Below are 20471 nucleotides of genomic sequence, written 5' to 3' on the forward strand. Positions count from 1 at the left end.
TTGCACGGAGCCCGCCTGTGCGTCGGCCGATCAGCCGCACGGACGGTGTTCAGTTGTCGGTGCCGGTGTTCAGTTGACGGTGACGGCCGCGCCCGCATCGGTCACCGGGGCGTACTTGGCGGTGAAGTAGCCGTTGGCGAAGCAGAGCGACGAGCCGGACGCCTTGGTGAACTGCTGGCTGGTGAAGGTGATGCTGTTGTCGGCGTTGCTCGCCGCGCCGGTCAGGCTGGGCGCCCGGTAGACGCAGTTGATGCTGCCCAGCAGGGTGCGCAGCACGACCGTGGTCTGGATGGTGGAGCCGCTCGGCGGGGTCACGGTGACGGTGCCGTCCGAGGCGACGCTCGTGGTGTAGGACAGGTTGTTGACCGTGATGCTGGTGACGCCGAGCACGCCGACGACGTTCGCGGTGCAGTTGCCGAAGGTGTGCGCGGTGAGCGACTCGGTGGCGGTGCCGGGCGCGGTGGGGTTGTCGGTGACGGTGGCGCTGAACCCGGACGCGGCACAGGAGACGCCGCTGGTGCCGGTCGCGCTGGAGTACAGCGTGGCGTTCGTGCCGCTGGCGAGGGAGGCGTTGAGGACGTCACCGACGGCGACGTCGCCGTTGGCGGTCGTCAGCACCGCGCCGGCGGCGGAGGCCGGGGTGACGGCGGTGAGCGAGAGGGCGGCGACGGTACCTGCGAGGGCGAGGAGGGAGCGGGAGCGCAGCATGCGGGTGCCTCTTTCTCAAGTGGGGCTTTATTTGGGGGGATTGGCTGGTGGGGGGTGAACCGGCGCGTCGCTGGTCGCAACAGAGGGGACGCTGATCGGCGTCCGCCGTCGCCGGCCCGTGACGCCTTCTCCGTACGTGACGGACCGGCAACGGCGGCCGGCCGGTGACCGGTCGGAGGCACTGGCGAGTGACTCCGGCCGGGCCGGGCGGGGAGGGGCGACCGGTCGCGGTCCGCGGGGGGAAGCGGCCGTACCGGTGCCGTTGAGGGATCGAGCTCGGGACCGAGTGGCCCGTACTGGCTGAAAGCGTCCGGGAGCGCGGCGGTGTCGCCGCGCTGCGGATCCGGCGCCACGGATCCCGGCTGAGCCAGGGAGAGTTGTAGACCTGATGGTCAGTCAACGTCAAGGCTCTGAAACAAAGTTGACGGCTCGGCAGATATATGCGGAAGGCCTCGGCGGCATACGATCAGCAGGCGGCACATAATGAACACTCTTTTTCCACATCTCCCTTGACCGGCCGGTGTAACCATCGGTAACTTCCTCGTCGGCTACTGCTGCGTAACCAGAAAGCCCTTGCGGTTTCCGGGAGTCGCGAGGGGGCGTGCGCGGCAGCCGCTGTCCGCGCCAGGACAACGTGCCACTGAAGCCCAACCCGCATGACCAAGTGCATGGGAGCAGACATGGCCTCGTCCCCGGACGTCAATTCGTCCGCCGACCACACCCCCGAGAACCCCGAAAGCGGTTCCGCAGAGAGACGCGGCCGGGTCCGGCTGCGCCGGGCCGCCGTCATGGCGGTGCCCGCCACCTTCATCGCCGCGGGGCTCGCGGTCCTCACCGCGCAGGGCGCCCTGGGCGTCCAGTTCGCGATCTCCGGGATGCCCTTCGTCGTCACCGCCGACCGGCTCGACGGTCAGGGCTTCGCCCAGTTCGGCGGCCTGGACAACATGATCGAGAACAGCCCCAACCAGGGCGACACCGGCGGCCAGGTCCTGGTCGTCACCTCGGTCGTGAAGAACGGCAAGATCACCAACATGTGCCAGAGCGTCGACCTCGGTGGCATCCAGCTCATCCTCAGGGCCGGCGGCGGATCCACCCCGGTGAGCGTGAAGAACCTGGCCATCGACTCCGACGAGATCTCGGGCGACGCCGAGTTCAACAACATCGAGATCGGCCGCGACTCCAGCACCTTCGACAAGGTCCCGATCCAGGGTCCCGCGGGCGTCTACGGCCAGCAGGCCGACACGGTCGTCATCAAGGACCTGTACCAGCACAACTACGCGGCCACCGCGGCCGTCTTCAAGCTTCCCGGCCTGAAGATGAGCTTCTCGAGCGAGGGCTGCAAGTAATGACCTTCACCCAGTGGCGGGACCGCTTCCGGGAGTGGAGAGGCCACCGGCCCTTCGCGGGCGGCGTACTGCTCGTCCTGGGCGGCGCCGAGATACTCGTGACCATGAAGGCACCGCTCCCGGTGATCCTTCATGTGGGTATGCAGGGCCTGGCGGGTTACCTCCTGCCCACCCTGATGGTGGTCTGCGGTCTGCTGATCCTCTTCAACCCGACCCAGCGGCTGTTCTACTCGATCATCGCCATCCTGCTCTCCCTGGGCACCTGGCTCACCTCCAACATCGGCGGCTTCGTCATCGGTCTTCTGATGGGTGCCGTGGGCAGCAGCCTGTCCTTCGGCTGGCTGCCCGACCAGGAACCGCGCCAGAGCCGCCGACAGCGGCGCAAGCAGACACGGACGGAACACAAGGCCGAGTCGGTCCGCCAGGAGGGCCCGTTCCCCGGAGCGGGGAAGCCCGCCTGACCCACGGCTTCGCGGACCTTCACGGACCTTCACGGACCTTCGCGGACCTGACGCGCGGACGGAAGTCACTGCCGTTCGTCACTTCACCGGCGGGGCCGGGACGACCTGCGCACAGCAGGCCGCGCCCGGCCCCGCCGGTTTTCGTCACCCCGCCACCGCACGTCATTCGAACAGGTGACTTGGGAACTTCTTTGCCGTCGCGACGAGTTCAGCGGAAGATCACTGCGATGGGTTCGAGGCAATGGGTTCGGCGTGAAGGAGCGACAGCGGCATGGTGTTCAAACGGCTGCTCGGGGCGATCGGCGTAGGCGGCCCCTCGGTGGACACGGTGCTCGACTGCGAGGCGGTGCTGCCCGGTGGGGCGCTTTCGGGTCAGGTCCGGCTGCGGGGCGGCGGCACGGCCGTGGAGATCGAGGAGATCGGCCTGGAGCTGCTGGCACGCGTCGAGGCGGAACATGAGGAAGGCGAGAGCGAGGGCACCGTCGCCTTCGAGCGGTATGTCGTCGGTGGGGGTTTCCCACTCGGTGCGGACGAGGAACGCAGTGTGCCGTTCTCGGTCACGGTGCCCTGGGAGACGCCGGTCACCGAGCTGTACGGGCAGCCGCTGGGCGTCGTCCTGGGCGTACGCACCGAGCTCGCGGTGGCCGACGCCCGCGACCGGGGCGATCTCGACCCGCTCATCGTCCGTCCCCTGCCTGTCCAGGAGGCGGTCCTCGAAGCGTTCGGACAGCTCGGCTTCGGCTTCCGCTCCGCCGACCTGGAGCGCGGCCGCATCGGGGGTACGGGCCAACGGCTGCCGTTCTACCAGGAGATCGAGCTGACCCCGCCCCCGCGGTACGCGCACGCGGTGACCGAGATCGAGCTGACCTTCCTCACCACCGCGTCCGGCCTGGAGGTCGTGCTGGAGGCCGACAAGCGAGGCGGCCCGCTCACCCCCGGCCATGACGCGCTGACCCGCTTCACCGTGCGCCACGAGGACGTGCCCGTCCTCGGCTGGAACAGCGAGGTCGACGGCTGGATCCGCCGGCTGACCGAGCACCGGGAGGCGTACGGCGCGCAGGCGTACGTCCGCTCCGCACCGCACACCGACCACCTCGCCGTCCACGGCTCCGGCCCCGGCGTGGGCGCGGCGGTCGCCGCGGGCGCGGCAGGACTGGGCGTGGGGTTCGTCGGCGGCTTGTTGGCGGCCGAAGTGGTCGACGAGATCGGTGACTTCTTCGAGGAAGAGGAAGAGGACGAAGCGGGGGAGAGCGAGGAGGGCTAGGAGAGCCAGGAGGACCAAGCGGACCCGGCGGACCCGGCGGACCCGGCGGACCCGGAGAGCGGGAGAGCGGGAGAAGCTCGAGAAGGACCGGAGGAAAACCCGGGGGGGGCGAGGGCTGGGCCGATCTTCGGGCTTCTGGGCCTTCTGGGCCTTCTGGGCCTTCAAAGCTTCCGGGTGCTGCGGAGCGTCTGCGACTTCGGGGCCTTCGAGGCTTCCGCGGGCTTCGGAGCCTTCGGGGGCCTCAGGTCCTTCGGGGGCCTTCGGAGCCTTCAGTGTGCCGTCGTGGAAGGCCCCGCCGGGGCGGTCACCGTCTGCGCCGGGTTCGTGGTGGCGTTCGCCGTGTCATTCGCCATGCCGTCCTCGGCAGCGGTTCCGTGCCGTTTCGCGCCGTAGTGGTTCCGTGCCGTGCTCCGGCCCCGTCGCGTCCTTCCTCGCCTCGGCCTCGCTCTTGAGTTCCGCATCGACCTGCCGAGGGCCCGTGCCGTGTCCGGCAGCTTCTTCGAGCCGTACATCCCGATGAAGACGACGGCGGCGATCGGCACGGGCGGCGCAGGGCGCAGAAACGCGCTTTCCGGCTCGGCCGTCCGTCATCAGTGGAAGGTTGGGAGGTATGGACAGCGACGCAAGGGACAGCGGCGGGATGACCGGCGCCGACACCAGCCCGGTGAACGACGCCGTCGACACCGGGACCGCGCACTCCGCTCGGATCTACGACCACATCATCGGCGGCAGGGACCACTTCCCGGCGGACCGTGAGGCCGGGGACGCGATGGTCCGGGAGTGGCCCGCGCTCCCCGTCCACATGCGTGCCAACCGCGACCAGGTCCATCACCGGCGTCCCGACGGCACTGGCACGGAGGTCGTCCGCGACGCGGACATCGCGATGTACGGTGCAGCGGCCCACAAGCCCTGAACCGCGCCCACAGATTGACGATCAGTCAATTCAACTGTGGATACGCTCCCTTCGGTCCTCGCCGCACGGTCCCGGATCACAATGCGGCAGCAGCACCTCACCCCATGTGGTTGTCACTTGACTACCAGCGGTCACACACGGTTGGCTCCGAGCCAACGAATGCCTCTCGCCGGTGCACACCCCCTCGCTCCGGCGGCGCTCGCCCCGTCCTCCCTGCTCTGCCGCACAGCGAGGTGCAGCCCCCCATGAACACTCCCCTCCCCGCTCCCTCCGCTCCCGTTCCCCTCGGATCCGTTCGCCTCACCGCCCTGGCCGCGGCCTGCTGCCTCCTCCTGCTGACCGGCTGCTCCGGCACCACGTCGTCCGGTTCGGACATGGACGCGGCCGGCGGCTCGGCCGACCGCGTCAAGATCACCCTGGTCACCCACGGCGCCGAGGGCGACGACTTCTGGGAGTTGGTGCGCAAGGGCGCCGAGGCCGCGGCCGCCAAGGACGGCGTCGACCTGACCTACGCCAGCGACCCCGACGCCGCCGGCCAGGCCGAGCTGGTGCGGGACGCGATCAGCGACCGGGTCGACGGCATCGCGGTGACCCTCGCCAAACCGCAGGCCATGAAGAGTCCGGTGGCCGGGGCCAAGGCGGCCGGCATACCCGTGGTCGGGCTCAACTCGGGTATCGACGCCTGGCGTTCGGCGGGACTTCTGGAGTACTTCGGTCAGGACGAGAGCGTCGCGGGCCGCGCCGTCGGCGACAAACTCGACGGCCTCGGCGCCAAGCACGCCCTGTGCGTCATCCACGAACGGGGCAACATCGCCCTGGAGGCGCGCTGCGCGGGCGTGAAGAAGACGTTCACCGGCGAGACCGAGATGCTCTACGTCGACGGAACGGACATGGACGCCATGACCGCCGCCTTGGCGGCACGACTGCGGCAGGAACCCGACATCGACGAAGTCATCGCCAACGGGGCGCAGTTCGCCCTTGCCGCGGTGCAGGCGACCGGTAAGGCCGGCAGCAAGGCCAAGGTCGCCACCTTCGACCTCAACAAGGACCTGGTCACGGCCGTCCGTGACGGCAGCGTGCAGTTCGCGGTGGATCAACAGCCTTATCTTCAGGGTTACTTGGCAGTCGACGGGCTCTGGCTCTACAAGACCAACGGCAACCTCAGCGGCGGCGGTGTGTCGCCCGTACTGACGGGCCCGGCCTTCGTCACGAAGACCAACGTCGCCGAAGTCGCCCGCTTCGCCGCTGCCGGCACCCGCTGACCGGACCGTTCCCCCCATCTCCCCCGCTTCTCCTCCCCCTCCCCCCCCCCCCGCTGATCGCTCTAGGACGACTATGTCTCCACGGACAGGTGCCCGGCGCCGACGTCTCGGCTCCATACGTCTCTCCCTGATCCTGCTGGCCCTGGTGCCCAGCGTCACCCTCGCCGCCATGTGGGGTGTGACGACGACCCAGATGTTCGCGGAGGGGCTGCGGCTGCGCGCGCAGACCGAACTGAGCCGGTCGACCGGTGCCATGGGCACCGAGGCGACACTCATGCTCCAGCAGGAGCGCAGTCTGTCCGCCGTGTGGCTGGCCTCGCGGCCCGCCGGCTCCCGGGCCGCGCTGGAGGCACAGCGCGAGAGGACGGACGCGGCGGTCGCCAAGCTCGTCGCCCGGTCCGACGACATCCAGCAGGCGTCCGACCGTGTCAGGGACCGGATGTACTCGGTCGTCGCCTCCGTGGGCAGCCTGGAGTACTACCGTGGCCAGGTGGACGACCCCGTCGACATCACCGCCGCCCAGGCACTGGACCAGTACACGTCGATCATCGACGACCAGATCCACGCCTTCCAGGAGCTGTCCCAGGTCGACGACGGCGACCTCACCTCGCAGGCCGGACCGCTCATCGCCCTGGAACACGCGGCCGAACTGGTCTCCGAGGAGGACCTCCAGCTCACGCTCGCCGGGCCCCGACAGCGGATGGACGAGAAGACGTGGGCGGATTTCGCCCAGTTGGTGAACACCCGGCGCTGGCTCGTACAGGACCAGATCGTCCCTTCCCTCACCGGCACCGCGAAGGCGCAGACCGAGAAGATCCTCACGAGCTACCAGTGGCAGATCCTGGAGTCCGTGGAGAACAAGGTGCTCGCGGCCCGCGCGAAACAGGGCGAAAACGGTGACACCGCGTTGCCGGACGTGCAGAAAGAGTGGCGCGCCGCGCTCATCGAGGTCTCCGACCAGTACTCGGGGCTGATCCGGCTACAGACCACGGCGCTGCTCCAGCACAGCGCGGACGAAGCGCGCGAACTGCTCATCACGGCCGCCTCGCTCAGCGCCGGCGGTCTCGTCGCCCTGCTGCTGTGCGTCGGCATGTCCTGGCGTATCACCCGCTCGCTGTCCCGGCGGCTGCACGGGCTGCGGATGGCCACGCTGAGCCTGGCGCACGAACGGCTCCCGGACGTCGTGGCCCGGCTGGACCGGGGCGAGACGGTCGACGTGGACTCGGCGACCCCTCCGCTGGACTACGGCGGCGACGAACTCGGCCAGGTGGCCGCGGCGTTCAACACCGCGCAGCGCACCGCCGTGCACACCGCGGTCGAACTCGCCGACACCCGGCGCGGATTCCAGAAGGTCATCCTGGGCATCGCCCGGCAGAGCCAGAACCTGGTCAACCTCCAGCTCAGCAAGCTCGACGCACTGGAGCGGCAGCACCAGGACCCGGACGTCCTCAACGGGCTGTACGAACTGGACTCCACGGCAAGCCAGTTGCGCCGCTACGAGGAGAACCTCGTCATCATCAGCGGTGGCCGACCGGGTCGCAGCTGGACCGAGCCGGTGGCGCTGATCGACATCCTGCGCAGTGCCGTCGGGGAGGTCGCCGAGTACCGGCGGGCCGAGGTGCACACCGAGGAGGACGTGTACATCGCGCCACCCGCCGTGGCGGACGTGATCCATCTGCTCGCCGAGCTCATCGACAACGCGACGTCCTACTCGCCGGCACCCAGCCCGGTCGGCGTACGGGCCGCGCTGGTGGCCAGGGGCTTGGCGATCGAGGTCGAGGACCGCGGCCTCGGCATGTCCGAGGAGGACTACACCTCGTTCAACGCGCAGTTGGCGGTCCCGCCCCAGTTCGACGTGGTGGCGCTCGCCGACGACCTGCGGCTGGGCATGTTCGTGATCGCCCAGCTGGCGACCCGGCACGGGATCGCCGTCACCCTGCGCTCGTCACCGTACGGCGGGACCACGGCGATCGTGCTGGTCCCGCACGACGTCGTGGTCCGCGAGGCCCCAGATTCGTCGGCCCCGGCGGCGGAGTACTCGGGCGTGCCGGCGACCGCCGGCTCCCCCTCCCCGGACACGGACCTCCCGTCACCTGCGCGGGACACACCGGACACGGCACGGAAGCACAGCCGGTCGGGCACCGAACCAGCCGCGTCGCCCTTCCCGGCAAGCGGCGCCTCCGTCCCGGCGCCCGACTCATCGACCTCATCGGCCCTATCGGCCAGTAGGTGGGACCCGGCACTGAGCCGACCGGCCTCGGAGGACCCCGCGCCGGACTCGCCGGACCCGGCCGGCTCCTCGTCCCCTACGGACGTCGCGTCCTCGACGAACGTCGCGTCCTCGGCGAGCCCCTCGCCTCTCCTCCCGTCGGACGGCGTGACGGCCCCGTCCGGTGCGTCCGCCTCCGGGCCAGGTGCGCCGGACGTCGCGGGTCGTGGGGGCCTCCGGGCGAGCGGGGTGGCGACCGCCACGGCCCGGACCCCGGGTACGGCCGCTCGACCCGAAGGTCTCACCCCGTTGCCCCGCAGGGTTCCGCAGACCAGCCTCGCCACCGAGTTGCGCGAGGACGCCTCATCCGCCGCGGCCGTCGAGGAAGACGGTTGCCCGGACGACTTCACCGCGGAGCGCGCGGCCTCTTCCCTCGCCGGTTTCCAGCGAGGCACGCTGCGAGCACACGCCGACGCCGGCCCCTGGCCCGACGACCCGCAGGAACCATCCACCGAGGAGGCCCCCGGCCCGCCGGTCACCGCCGCGAACACCTCCCAGACCCCGACACCGTCCGCCGACCGCTCATGAAGGACTTCGCGATGACACGCTCCATCCCCGGCACGAACACCCAGCTCGACCAGCTCCTCACCGGTCTCGTGGACCGGGTCGCCGACGTGAACCAGGCCGTCGTTCTCTCCGAGGACGGGCTGGTGGTGAGCAAGTCCACCGGCTTCCTGCGCGAGGACGCCGAACGGCTCGCGGCGACCGCGTCCGGCCTGATGAGTCTCAGCAAGGGCGTCAGCATGGATTTCCGCGGCGGTCCGGTGCGCCAGGCACTCATCGAGATGGCCAACAGCTACCTGATCCTCACCTCGGCCGGCCCGGGAGCCCATCTCGTCGTACTGGCCGGGAAGAACGCGGACGTGGGCGTGGTGGCGTACCAGATGAACATGCTGGTGAAGAAGATCGGCGAGCACCTCAGCGCGGCACCGCGGGCCCATGTCGGTCCCGCCGTCCGCACCAACGGCGGGTGAGGTGAGCGGAGGCGACGAAGCGGGAAGACTCGTCAGGCCGTTCACCCTCACCGGTGGCCGGACCCGGCCCAGCCGTGCCGACTTCACGCTCATCACCACGGTGACCGCGGTCGACCCGCCGCCCGAGCGGGCCGCGCGGCCGCAGCCGGAGCACACCCGGATCCTGCGGCTGTGCGCCCGGCCGCTCGCCGTGGCGGAACTCGCGGCCCATCTCGACCTGCCGGTGAGCGTGGTCGTCATCATGCTCTGCGACCTGCTGGAGGCGGGCCTGATCACGGCCCGGCCACCTCGTCCCGTCACCGGCACCCCGGATCTCGATCTGCTGGAGAAAGTGAGGGACGGCCTTGGCCGGATCTGATTCCACCGCTCCCACCGCCCTCAGCCCCGGGCCGGCCGCGGCACCCGACACGGTGAAGATCCTCATCGCCGGCGGCTTCGGCGTCGGAAAGACCACCATGGTCGGGGCGGTCAGCGAGATCGCGCCGTTGCGCACGGAGGAGCCGCTGACCGTCGCCGGGCTGGAGGTGGACGACCTCAAGGGCATCGAGGAGAAGCGGTCCACCACCGTGGCCCTGGACTTCGGGCGGATCACCATCGGCGACGATCTGGTGCTGTATCTCTTCGGCACGCCCGGCCAGCAGCGGTTCTGGTTCATGTGGAACGACCTGGCGATCGGCGCCCTGGGGGCGGTGGTGCTCATCGATGTTCGGAGGCCGGAGTCCAGCTTCGCCGCGATCGACTTCTTCGAACGCCGGGGCATACCGTTCGTCGTCGCGGTAAACGGTTTCCACGGGTTGCACCCGTATCCGACGGAGGAGATCAAGGAGTCGTTGGCGTTGCCGTCCCATGTTCCCGTGCTGCTGTGCGACGCGCGGGAACGTGACTCGTGCCGGGACGTACTGATCGCCCTGATCGACCGGCTGATCGAGGACGTCACACTCCAGCCGAGCCCAGCACACTGATCGACCGCCCGAGCCGCCCGAGCCACACAATCAAAGACCGCCCGACTGCTCGACTGCTCGACTGCTCGACTGCTCGACCTGCGAGTATCCAGGACTCCGTCCGTCAGTGGGCTCCCGCGGCACGCAGTGCGGCAACCGTTTCCGGATGCGGTCCCGCGGTCGCCCACTCGAGTGGGGTCAGCCCGGTGCCGTGGTCCTCGCGCAGGTTGGGGTCGGCGCCGTGGGCGAGCAGGGTGCGGACCGCGTCGATGTGGCCCCAACACGCCGCCGCGCACAACGGGGTTCCCTCGGCGCCCAGGCCCGCGCTCTCCGCGTCGGGCGGCGCACCGGCCTCGAGCAGCCTGCGCGCGGCGTCGGCGGCTCCCTGAACGCAAGCCGCGTACAACGGAGTTGTTCCTTCGATGTCGGGGGCCGAGGGGTCGGCGCCGGCCCGCAGCAGCCGGTCGACCTGAGGACCGCCCTCGAACATCACCGCCGACAACAGACGCTTCGTCAGTTTCTTCCGCCGTCTCCTGTTCACGGTCGCCGAGAGTAGCCCGGACCGGCGACAAGATCGCGGGAATTTTCGTAGGCCATCCACAGGTGCATGGCGGGAAACCGCCAAGCGTGTCCCAGTGATTGACCTGTTCCCCGCACGTCCCTACTTTCTGACCGACTCACCGAACCTGGTTCGGCATTTCGAACCATCGGTCGGCATCAAAGGGCACCCCGCATCCCTGGAGCGCATATGACCCCCAACCCCTCCCGCCGCCTCATCCTGGGCGCGGCCGCCTCCGTCCCCCTGGCCCTCACCCTCGGCGTCCCGTCCGCCCACGCGGCCGACTCGGCCTATGTGATGGGCTACTTCACCGAATCGACCAGCCTCGGCGCCGGCACCGACTACGGCCTCCACCTCGCCGTCAGCACGGACGGGCTGCAGTGGATGCCGCTGAACCAGAACAACCCCGTCGTCACGCCCACCGAGGGCGCGCTGGGACTGCGCGACCCGTTCATCCTGCGCAAGCAGGACGGCACCTACGTGGTGATCGCCACCGACCTCAAGGGCACCGACTGGACTTACGTCAGCCAGTACGTGCACGTGTGGAACTCGACCGACCTGCGCACCTTCACCGGCTACCACCGGCTGAAGCTGCACGACATGAACACCCACAGCTGGGCGCCGGAGGCGTTCTGGGACGCGGGCCGGGGACAGTACGCGCTCATCTACTCCGCCGTGAACAGCAGCGGTCACAACGTGATCATGGTCAACTACACCACCGACTTCGTCACCGCCTCTGCCCCCCAGGTCTTCTTCGACCCCGGCTACGACGTGATCGACGGGGACATGGCCGTAGGGGTGAACGGCGTCAACTACCTCTATTTCAAGAAGGACCAGACGCTGGTGGGCGCGCGGTCCAGTTCACTCGACCCCGGCAGCTTCACGGTCTTCAACACCGGCGTCGCCCATGGCGGCACCGAGGCGCCGACCCTCGTCAAGTCGCTGACCTCCAGCACCTGGTGGCTCTGGGGAGACACCTACACGCCCAACGGCGTCTTCTACGCCTGGCAGTCCACCGACCTCTCCGCGGGCACCTGGACCGCGCTCGACCAGAAGACGTACACCCAGCCGGTCAACTCCAAGCACTGCGGTGTCACGACGATCACCAGCACGCAGTACAGCAACCTCGTCGCCAAGTGGGGCGCCCCCGCCTGGAACCGGCTCAAGTCCTACAACTACCCGGACCGTTACGTCCGCCACGCCAACTACGTCGGCCGCATCGACACGTACCCCTTCGACCTGTACACCGACTCGCAGTGGAAGCTCGTCCCCGGCCTGGCCGACAGCACCGGGGTCTCCTTCCAGTCGGTGAACTACCCGACCCGGTACCTGCGGCACTACAACTATCAGCTCCAACTCGACGCCAACGACGGCACATCGACCTTCGCCGGTGACGCGACCTTCTACCGCACGGCGGGCCTGGCGGACTCCGGATGGGCGTCGTTCCGCTCCTACAACAACCCGACGCGCTACATCCGGCACGCGAACTACGTACTGCGCATCGACCCGGTCTCGACGACCTCCGAGAAGCAGGACGCGACGTTCTACGTGGGGTACTGAGCGATACCCGTCACCGGAGCCGGCCGTGCCCGGATCGACCGGCTCACAACTCGGCCAGCTGCGGCAGCAGTTCGGCCGCCGCCGCCACATCGCCGGTCAGCGGCCGGTCTTCCGTGCCCGAGGGAAGGCCGGCCGTCGTCGCGGCGAGGGGCGCGACCGGCGCCGGCAGCGACTCCGCCCGGGCCGGGCGCATCCTCAAAGCCCGCACGGCAACCACGAGTTCACATGCGAGGACGTTGGTGTAGGCGTCCGTTGCCCGCGAGGTCTGGCGGGCGGCCTGTCCGGCGAAGCTGGCGGCCTCCTCCAGACCTCGCGACAGGACGGCGTGGCCCGCCGAAGCGGGCGTCGTGGCCGAACGAAGTTCCGCCAGCGCGGAGTTGGCGGTGTACTCCAGGATCATCGTGCCCGAGCTGGCCGCGGGTCCCCCGCCGAGAAACGGGGGCAGGCCGGTAAGCCCGGGGTCGCCGAGCGCCGTCAGACGAGCGGCGGAGAGCTGCGCGGTCTGCAGCAGGGCGAGGTTCGCGGCATCCAGGGCGAGGCCCAGGGGCGCGGCGAAGAAGCCGCCATGGTGGTAGGCCGCGGTGCCGTCGGGATCCACGAGGGGGTTCTCCGACGGACAGTTGATCTCCACCTCGATGACTTCCCGAAGTCGCTCGCAGGCGTCCAGGGCGCAGCCGTGCGTCTGCGGGAAGGCACGGAACCCGAAGGGGTCCTGGATGCGCCGGCCCTGGCGACGCCTCGGCCGGTCGGACAGGCCGAGCAGCCGCCGCACCTCACCCGCCGCGCGGGCCGCGCCGGGATAGGGCCGCAGGGCGTGCACCGGCGCGGCGTACGCCTCCGGTGAGCCGGACACCGCGGCAAGGGAAAGGGCGGCGACGGCGTGTGTGGCCCGCAGCAACACAGCGAGCTCACGCTGGGTGAGCGCGGCCTGCCCCAGCGCGAGGGCGTTGCTGCTGAGCAGGGCCAGCGCGTCACCGGGCTGAAGGACGACCGGGGCCGGGAGCCCGGCGGGGAAGCCGGTGGTGGTGACACCGGGAACGGGGGCGACTGCCGTCACCGGGGCGGAAACGGGGACGTAGACGGTTTCGGCGGCGGGTCCGGGCAGAGTGACAAGCCGAACGGCGGGGGCGGCGACGTACGGCGCAGCCGTGGCGAACTCGCCACCGGCGGCTGCGGCGACAGCCGTCACACCCCTCGGTGACGGGCCGACCCACCCCGAGTTCGGCTCCGGCTCCGGCTTCGGCTCCGGCTCCGGCTTCGGCTCCGGCTTCGGCGCCAGGTCCAGCTCCCGCTCCGGCTGCGGCTCGCCGTGTGACCCCAGCGTTTTCTCCGAGCCGTCCAAATCCACGCCGAGCCAGAGCCGTTCGCCGATCAGCGTCAAGCCGGTCTGGGCCAGCGCGGTCAAGTCACCCGTTCCGACAGCGCCGTACTCGTTGACCGCCGGGTGGACGCCGAGACGGAGGGCGTCGACGAGGGCGTCGATGAGGGCGGGCTGGATGCCGGAGCCGCCGGCGAGGAGCTGATTGGCACGTACCGCGAGCATGGCGCGGACCTGGCGGGCGGGGAGCGGAGCGCCCGCTCCGCCCGCGTGGCTGCGCAGCAGGCGCAGGCCGTGCGCGGCCTCGTCGCCCTCGTCGACCGGCACCGAGCGCTGTGCGCCGACGCCGGTGCCGCGGCCGTACAGCCGTCCGGCGGCGGCGAGGGCCTGCGCCGTGCGCCAGGAGTGGGCGGCCCGCTCACGGGCCTCGGGCGCCACCGTGGGCACGGCCGCACCGTCGACGAGCGCGATCAGCTCGCCGACGGTGAGGGTGGTTCCGTTCAGGACGGTCCGGGCGCCCCCGCGGTGCGGAGGAACCCGGACCGGTCCGTTTGCTGTTGTTTCCAGCGGTTCACGTGATCCGGTGGAACCTCAGCCGAGGCCGGCCGACTTCAGCCAGGCCTTGGCGACGTCCAGCGGGTCCTTGCTCTCCAGCTGCACCTGGGAGTCGAGGTCCAGCAGGGCCTTGGTGTCGAGCTTGGCGGAGACGGCGTTGAGCGCGTCGATGCCCTCCTGGGAGAGCCCGCTCTTGTAGACCAGCGGGGTCACGTTCGCGAACCCGAAGAGGTTCTCCGGGTCCTGGAGAACGACGAACTTCTCCTTGGTGATGGTCGGGTCCGTGGTGAAGATGTCCGCGGCCTGCACGGTGTTCTTCTTCAGCGCGGCCTGGGTCAGCGGACCGCCCGCGTCGAGCGCCTTGAAGGACTTGAACTTCAGCCCGTACACCGACTCCAGGCCGAGGATGCCCTGCTGGCGGGTCTGGAACTCGGGCGAACCGCCGAGGACCAGCTCCGGCGCGATGTCCTTGAGGTCGGCGAGCGTGGACGTCGCGGTGAGGTTGTACTTTTTCGCGGTCGCCGCGTTGACCGTGACGGAGTCCTTGTCCTCGGCCGGCGACGACTCCAGCAGCGTCAGCTTGGAGTCGAGTTTGGCCTTCGCCGCGGCGTTCACGGTCGCGAGCGAGGTCTGCTCGGCCTTCGCGTCCAGGTAGGCCAGCAGCGAGCCGTTGTACTCCGGCAGGACGGTGATGGAACCGTTCTTGAGCAGGCCGTACGTGGTCTCACGGCTGCCAATGTTGGGCTTGTAGGACACCTTGATGCCCTTGGCCTTCAGGGCCTCGCCGTAGATGTCGGCGATCAGGATGCTCTCGGCGAAGTTGTTGGAGCCGACGACCACGGTGTCGCCGGCCGCCTTGTCGCCGGCGAGCGGGTCGGAGGTGTCGTCGGACGAGGAGCATCCCGCCAGCAGGACCGTCGCCGCCGCGAGGGCGACGGCCGCCGCACCTGGGTGGTTCCTGAAGGACCTGCTGCTGTGGGCGTTGGTAGTCACGGTTCCCGTTCCGAGCTGGGGGGTTGATGAGAACTCAAACACTCTGGCCTGATCCAATCCACCCGCTTCTTGATCAGTCAAGAGAAGCCGGGTTACCGATTGGCTTCGATCCGTGATCGCTTACGCGCGGATCGGAAGATCACCTGTGTACCCCTTTGGAGGCCCCCGGACGGCCCTGGTACACCGCTTCGTAATGGATTCTTGACGTAGGGCGACGCGCTCGACCGTTCGAATAGGCGATAGTCTCGCCGGAGTTGGCGTCCGCCACAGCAGTCGGCGCCGGCCACAGCGGTGTACGGGGGCCGCTTCCGTATCGTTCACATTCGGACACGTGTGTGCAGAAAGTCGGCATGCATGCAAACGCCCCTTGCACGCTCGCAGCACCCCCTTGAAGGAGGCCCGGTGTCCACGAAAGAGGTGGACGCGCCCGCCCGGTCGGCATCCTCGGCACCCACGTCCGCACGCCGGGGTCTGCGGGGATTCGCCGATCGGTGGCCCTTCCAGCGCAAGCTGAACGTACTCGTCGGTATCCCGCTGACGGTCATCGCGCTGCTGCTGACGTACCTCATCGTCGACCTGGTGCAGGAGTCCAACCGCGCGGAGGACGCCGCCCAACTGGTGCGTGACAGTGCCCAGGTCGCCCAGCTCGTCGCCGAGCTGCAGGACGAGCACCAGCAGGCGATCCTGCTCTCCGTGCGGCACGAGGCGTCGTTCGACGGCGGCACCCCCTCCACCGACGGCTACCGGCAGGCCCAGGCCGCCGTGGACGCGCAGGTGCAGAAGGTGGTCGACGCCTTCGGCGACCGGCTGCCGGACACCGAGGTGCAGGCGCTGAAGGAGGTCCAGGGCCTGGCCGGCCTGCGGGCCACCATCGAGCAGGGCTATCTGCCCGCCGACAACATCGACCCGGCGTACTCGGGCGCGGCCGACGGCCTCATCGACGGCCTGGGCCTGGAGCGCGACGCCGACCTCGCGACGACCTTCACCGGCAACCTCCTCGACTCGCTGCTGCGCGCCGACGCCGCACACGGCGCCTTCGAGACGGGCGTGTTCTCCGCCCGGACCGGTGACAGCAACGCGCTCATCGAGTTCACCGGCGCGGTCGGCTCCTACGAGCTGTTCACCTACCAGGCCCAGCGGTTCGAGCGATTCGCCAACGAGACGCAGAACGAAGAGTTCGGCGGCATCGAGCACAACTCCTCGCAGGCTTCGATCGGCCAGCACTACGCCGAACTGGCCGTGGACCCCAGCGCGTTGCAGGCCGAGTCCAAGGCCGACATCCGTACGGCGTTCCGGGCGGCGATCGCCTCCTACCCCGACTACAGCGCCCAGGCGCGGACCCGGCTGAAGATCACCGCGTCGCTCATCGACCAGATCGCCGACCGGGCCGACGACACCGCCTCCAGCGCCCAGTGGCGCGCGGGCCTGCTGCTGAGCCTGGCGCTGCTCAGCTTCGTCCTGTGGATCGCCTTCTCCATCCTGGTACGCCGCTCCGTGGTCCGCCCGGTGCTGGCGCTGACGGGGGCCGCCCAGGAGGTCGCCGACGTCGCGGGCCGCGAACTCGCCCGCGTCGCCGACGACGACGCCGAGGAGTCCGGGCCCCCGCGGCTGCGTGAGCTGCCGGTCACTGCGGACGACGAGATCGGTGAACTCGCCGAGGCCTTCAACAACGTGCAGACCACCGCGGCCGCGCTGCTGGAACGCCAGGTGCTCAGCCGGCGCAACGTCGCCGAGATGTTCGGCAACGTCGGGCGCCGCGTCAGCAACCTGACGACCCGTCAACTTGCGCTGATCGACGCGGTGGAGCGCGGCGAGACCGACCCGGCGCTGCTCGAACGCCTCTACTCCATCGACCACATCGCGGTCCGCCTGCGCCGCAACGCCGACAGTCTGATGCTGCTGGCCGGCATCCGCGAGACCGTCCTGGACGCCGGGCCGACCGAGCTCACCAACGTCGTACGCGCCGCGCTGGGCCAGATCGAGGGCTTCCAGCGGGTTCAGCTGCGTGCCGCGACCGAGGCTCTGGTGGAGCCCGACATCATCGGTGACCTCACGCTGATGATCGCCGAACTCCTGGAGAACGCCGTGTCGTTCTCGCCCGAGGGCAGTCCCGTCGAGGTGGTGGTCGGCTCCGACGCCGACGGCGCCTCGATCACCGTCGCCGACCACGGTCTGGGCATGAGCGCCGAGCGTCTCGCCGAGGAGAACTCCCGCCTCGTGCGCCGCGAACGCCTCGACGTCGTCCCGACGAAGGTGCTCGGCCTGTTCGTGGTCGGCGCGCTGGCCCGCCGCTGGGACGTCGACGTCACCCTCTCCCGCACCCCGGGCGGCGGCGTGACCGCCGAGGTGATGATCCCGTCGACGCTGCTCCTGGCGATGAGCGAGCTGGGCCCGGTGGGCAGGCCTGCCCACACCGGCACCTCCCCGGCCACGGCGGCGCTCGCCGCACCGTCGGCCCCCGCGGCCGGCCCCTCGCCGTCGTCCTCGATCCCGTCCACGGTTCCGTCCTGGGCCACGAACGAGGACGATCCGACCGCGCTCCCGCGCCGGGTCCCCCGCCGTGACCCGTCCCCGGGCGAACGAGAGGCCGAGACCCCACTGACTCCGGTGGCCGGCACCGAGGACCCCACGCGCACCACCACCGCCAGCGCCAGCGCCACGACGGTGACAGGCACTTCCGCCGAAACCGACGAAACCGCTACCTCGACCCGTCCGGCGGAAAACGGTTCCTCCAGCCTTACGCCCGGAACCGATTCGGCTTCCTCCGGAAATGGCGCTGTAACCGCTTCCTCCGACCGTGCCGTCGAAACCGGTATCTCCGCCCGTACGGCGAAGCCGGCATCCCTCGCCGATCCCGCCCCGTCCGAGGCTCCGGCGACCATCGGGGCCGAGCCGGACACCACGGCCGAGCCCGCCACCCCCGCCTACCCGGCCGGCGTCGGGATCCCGGCGCCCCGCACGGCCGAGGCGACACTCCACGCCCGCGCGGAGCACGACTCCGGGGAGCACGCCCGTACGGCGGAGCGCACCACCCCGGCCGGCACGGCGGAGTCGTCGCACGTCCATGCGGTCGGGTCCCGGCCCGCCGCCCGTACGACGGAGTCCGCGCCGCACGGCCACCCGGCGGGCCCCGAGAGCGGCCCCGCCCGCACCACGGGCGGCCCCGGCGGCCCCGACGACTCCGTCCGCGGGACGGAGCACGGCGCCGCCGACCGTGGCGCCGAACCGTCCGCGCTCGACCGCGCCGCCGGTCCCACCGGTCCGGCCGGTCCCCTCTCCGCTTCCGCCCCGGCCGGCGCCGACCCGTTCGCCGTCGGTCCCGACGGCTCCCGTCCGCTCCGTCGACGGGTGCGCGGGGCGACGCTGCGGACGACCGCCGAGGCAGCCGCGCAACAGGCCGCGCGGCAAGCCGCCCGCCCCGCCGACGCGGACGCCGTGCGCGATTCGCTGGAGGAGTTCGAGGCCGCCGTGGCCCGCGCCCACCGGGACACCGGCGAACACCCTCGCCCCGCCGAGCCCCGACCCCTCACCCCCACCACCGAAGACCCGATGGACCGCCGGAACGACCGCCGGCACGACCACCGTCCCGACGTTTCGACCGACCCGACCGACCGGACAGAGCCGTCCGACGCGTCCGGCCGGACCGAGCCGATCACCGACCAGATCACCGGCCGGGACACCACGCACCACCAGAACCACCTTCCGGAAGGAGCCGAGCAGTGAGCACGTCGACAGGTGAGACTCCCGCCGGAGACGCCAAGCCGACCGACCTGCGGGCCGCCGCAGCCGACTTCACCTGGCTGCTCAACCGCTTCGCCACCGAGACCGCGGGGGTCGTGGACGCCATCGCGGTGTCCTCCGACGGACTGCTGATCGCGGTGTCGGAGCTGCGCGAGCACGCCGACTCCGAACGGCTGGCCGCGATCGTCTCGGGCATCACCAGCCTGGCCGCGGGCGCCTCCGGCAACTACGGCCTGGGCGGCCTGAACAAGGTCATCATCGACCTGGAGGGCGGCCACGTCCTGGTCTCCGCGATCGGCAGCGGCGCCGTCCTCGGCGTCGTCACCGACAAGGAGGCCAAGCTGGGCAACATCGCCTACGAGATGACGGTGTTCGCCAACCGCGCCGGCACGGCGCTCAGCCCGCAGCTCGTCCTGGAACTGAAGAACAGCGTCGGCGCCACGCGTACGCGCTGAGCGCGTGCCACCGTAGAGAGAGCGAACACCGATGGCGGACGGCCGCACACCGCGCGGGGCCGGCGAGGACGGCGTCGCCCCCGTCGGCCCCGCACCCGCCGTCCGGCCCTTCCTGGTCACCGCCGGCCGGGTCGCGGGCGGCGCGGGCGAGGCGTCGTCCGGCCGGACGATGCCCGTCGAGACCCAGCTGGTGGCCACCACCGGCGGGCTCGACGCGCTCGGCCGGCTCTCCTTCGAACAGCACGACATCGTCGCCGCCTGCCGCGTCCCGCAGTCCATCGCGGAGATCGCGGCCAGGCTGCGGCTGCACCTGAACGTGGTGCGGGTCCTCGCCGAGGACCTCCGGACGGCGGGGCAGTTGTCGGTGCACGTGCCCGACTCCGGCGTCACCCACGACGCATCCGTTCTGCGCAGGGTTATCGATGGCCTGCGGGCCATCCCCGACTCCCGGGGGGTACTCCGTGACACCGACTGAACCGCTGGTCCGCACCTCGGCCGGCCAGGCCGCCGTACGGCCGCCGCTGCCGGTGAAACTGGTGATCGCGGGCGGCTTCGGCGTGGGCAAGACCACCGCCGTCGGCTCGATCTCCGAGATCGAGCCGCTGACCACCGAGGCGGCCATCACCGAGGTCGCGGCGGGTGTGGACGACCTCAGCCACACCCCGCGCAAGACCACCACGACGGTCGCGATGGACTTCGGCTGCATCACCATCGACCCGACGCTGAAGCTGTATCTGTTCGGCACGCCCGGTCAGGAACGGTTCGGGTTCATGTGGGACGACATCGTGGAGGGCGCGGTCGGCGGACTCGTCATCGTGGACACCCGCCGTCTCGACGACTGCTACGCCGCAGTCGACTACTTCGAGCACAAGCAGATCCCGTTCGCCGTTGCCGTAAACGCTTTCGACGGCCAGATCGCGCACACGCTGGACGAGGTCCGCTGGGCCCTCGACGTGTCCGAAGGCGTCCCGCTGCTCGTGTTCGACGCCCGCGAGCGCGGCTCGGTACGGGACGCCCTGCTGGTCGTCCTGGAACAGGCGCTGGCCCGGTCGGGCGGCTGACGGCGCACTCGGCGGCCGGAACGGCAGAACAACTGGAAACAATTAGAAACTGTTCAGAAACAGCGGGAACCAGCTGTAATCGGTCAGAAAT

General features: G+C 70.3%; 18 protein-coding genes and 1 pseudogene. 14 read left to right on the forward strand and 5 right to left on the reverse strand.

Annotated features, from left to right (window positions below):
• Window positions 1–69: 69 nt before the first annotated feature.
• Window positions 70–705 (reverse strand): Tat pathway signal sequence domain protein, encoded by a 636-nt coding sequence (locus ACFVYS_RS11515; RefSeq protein WP_389501096.1) that lies wholly within the window; start codon window positions 703–705, stop codon window positions 70–72.
• Between the two features lie 683 nt (window positions 706–1388).
• Between ACFVYS_RS11515 and ACFVYS_RS11520 the strand changes: the two genes are divergently transcribed.
• The 3 genes from ACFVYS_RS11520 to ACFVYS_RS11530 all read left to right on the forward strand — a co-directional run bounded on the left by ACFVYS_RS11520 (window position 1389) and on the right by ACFVYS_RS11530 (window position 3779).
• Window positions 1389–2054, forward strand: coding sequence for a DUF6230 family protein (locus ACFVYS_RS11520; protein WP_389501051.1), 666 nt, complete (start codon window positions 1389–1391; stop codon window positions 2052–2054).
• A complete protein-coding gene (locus tag ACFVYS_RS11525; protein WP_389501053.1) occupies window positions 2054–2515 on the forward strand; it encodes a DUF6114 domain-containing protein in 462 nt (153 codons plus the stop codon). The genes ACFVYS_RS11520 and ACFVYS_RS11525 overlap by 1 nt, the downstream gene beginning before the upstream one ends.
• A gap of 271 nt (window positions 2516–2786) precedes the next feature.
• On the forward strand, window positions 2787–3779 hold the full coding sequence (locus tag ACFVYS_RS11530) for a sporulation protein (protein ID WP_389501054.1): 993 nt from the start codon (window positions 2787–2789) through the stop codon (window positions 3777–3779).
• Window positions 3780–4048: 269 nt separating this feature from the next.
• Here the strand turns inward: ACFVYS_RS11530 and ACFVYS_RS11535 are convergent, their stop codons facing one another.
• Complete coding sequence (locus tag ACFVYS_RS11535) at window positions 4049–4291, reverse strand: twin-arginine translocase TatA/TatE family subunit (RefSeq protein ID WP_389501098.1); 243 nt, start codon at window positions 4289–4291, stop codon at window positions 4049–4051.
• A 128-nt stretch (window positions 4292–4419) separates the two neighbouring features.
• Here ACFVYS_RS11535 and ACFVYS_RS11540 point away from each other — a divergent pair.
• From ACFVYS_RS11540 to ACFVYS_RS11565, 6 genes and pseudogenes are all read left to right on the forward strand, one after another.
• Window positions 4420–4599: pseudogene (locus ACFVYS_RS11540) on the forward strand (SAM-dependent methyltransferase); the annotation flags it as partial.
• A 338-nt stretch (window positions 4600–4937) separates the two neighbouring features.
• Entirely contained in the window at window positions 4938–5954 is a 1017-nt protein-coding gene (locus ACFVYS_RS11545; RefSeq protein ID WP_389501056.1) for a substrate-binding domain-containing protein, read from the forward strand.
• Between the two features lie 73 nt (window positions 5955–6027).
• Window positions 6028–8751, forward strand: coding sequence for a nitrate- and nitrite sensing domain-containing protein (locus tag ACFVYS_RS11550; protein ID WP_389501057.1), 2724 nt, complete (start codon window positions 6028–6030; stop codon window positions 8749–8751).
• Between the two features lie 11 nt (window positions 8752–8762).
• Entirely contained in the window at window positions 8763–9197 is a 435-nt protein-coding gene (locus ACFVYS_RS11555; RefSeq protein WP_020125285.1) for a roadblock/LC7 domain-containing protein, read from the forward strand.
• Window position 9198: 1 nt separating this feature from the next.
• A complete protein-coding gene (locus tag ACFVYS_RS11560; protein ID WP_351759245.1) occupies window positions 9199–9555 on the forward strand; it encodes a DUF742 domain-containing protein in 357 nt (118 codons plus the stop codon).
• Window positions 9542–10159 carry an ATP/GTP-binding protein gene (locus ACFVYS_RS11565; protein ID WP_389501059.1) on the forward strand — a complete coding sequence of 206 codons (618 nt, stop codon included), beginning with the start codon at window positions 9542–9544 and terminating at the stop codon, window positions 10157–10159. Before ACFVYS_RS11560 ends, ACFVYS_RS11565 begins: the two co-directional genes overlap by 14 nt.
• 103 nt (window positions 10160–10262) lie before the next feature.
• On the opposite strand, the gene ACFVYS_RS11570 is transcribed toward ACFVYS_RS11565, so the two are convergent.
• Entirely contained in the window at window positions 10263–10679 is a 417-nt protein-coding gene (locus ACFVYS_RS11570; protein ID WP_389501061.1) for an ankyrin repeat domain-containing protein, read from the reverse strand.
• 207 nt (window positions 10680–10886) lie between these two features.
• Between ACFVYS_RS11570 and ACFVYS_RS11575 the strand changes: the two genes are divergently transcribed.
• Window positions 10887–12257 carry a glycoside hydrolase family 43 protein gene (locus ACFVYS_RS11575; RefSeq protein WP_389501062.1) on the forward strand — a complete coding sequence of 457 codons (1371 nt, stop codon included), beginning with the start codon at window positions 10887–10889 and terminating at the stop codon, window positions 12255–12257.
• A 43-nt stretch (window positions 12258–12300) separates the two neighbouring features.
• Here ACFVYS_RS11575 and ACFVYS_RS11580 read toward each other — a convergent pair whose 3' ends face one another.
• Both ACFVYS_RS11580 and ACFVYS_RS11585 read right to left on the reverse strand, forming a co-directional pair.
• Window positions 12301–14142 (reverse strand): aromatic amino acid ammonia-lyase, encoded by a 1842-nt coding sequence (locus ACFVYS_RS11580; RefSeq protein WP_389501100.1) that lies wholly within the window; start codon window positions 14140–14142, stop codon window positions 12301–12303.
• Between the two features lie 24 nt (window positions 14143–14166).
• A complete protein-coding gene (locus ACFVYS_RS11585; protein WP_389501064.1) occupies window positions 14167–15123 on the reverse strand; it encodes an ABC transporter substrate-binding protein in 957 nt (318 codons plus the stop codon).
• Between the two features lie 402 nt (window positions 15124–15525).
• Here ACFVYS_RS11585 and ACFVYS_RS11590 point away from each other — a divergent pair, with 402 nt between their 5' ends.
• The 4 genes from ACFVYS_RS11590 to ACFVYS_RS11605 are packed head-to-tail and all read left to right on the forward strand — an operon-like array spanning window position 15526 to window position 20380.
• Window positions 15526–18846: an ATP-binding protein gene (locus ACFVYS_RS11590; protein WP_389501065.1), complete on the forward strand. Its 3321-nt coding sequence runs from the start codon at window positions 15526–15528 to the stop codon at window positions 18844–18846.
• Entirely contained in the window at window positions 18843–19319 is a 477-nt protein-coding gene (locus ACFVYS_RS11595; protein WP_020125273.1) for a roadblock/LC7 domain-containing protein, read from the forward strand. Before ACFVYS_RS11590 ends, ACFVYS_RS11595 begins: the two co-directional genes overlap by 4 nt.
• A 31-nt stretch (window positions 19320–19350) precedes the next feature.
• Window positions 19351–19794: a DUF742 domain-containing protein gene (locus tag ACFVYS_RS11600; protein WP_020125272.1), complete on the forward strand. Its 444-nt coding sequence runs from the start codon at window positions 19351–19353 to the stop codon at window positions 19792–19794.
• Window positions 19781–20380: an ATP/GTP-binding protein gene (locus tag ACFVYS_RS11605; RefSeq protein WP_020125271.1), complete on the forward strand. Its 600-nt coding sequence runs from the start codon at window positions 19781–19783 to the stop codon at window positions 20378–20380. The genes ACFVYS_RS11600 and ACFVYS_RS11605 overlap by 14 nt, the downstream gene beginning before the upstream one ends.
• Window positions 20381–20471: the final 91 nt, after the last annotated feature.

The organism is Streptomyces sp. NPDC058295 (assembly GCF_042880655.1).
GTDB classification, from domain to species: Bacteria; Actinomycetota; Actinomycetes; order Streptomycetales; family Streptomycetaceae; genus Streptomyces; species Streptomyces coriariae.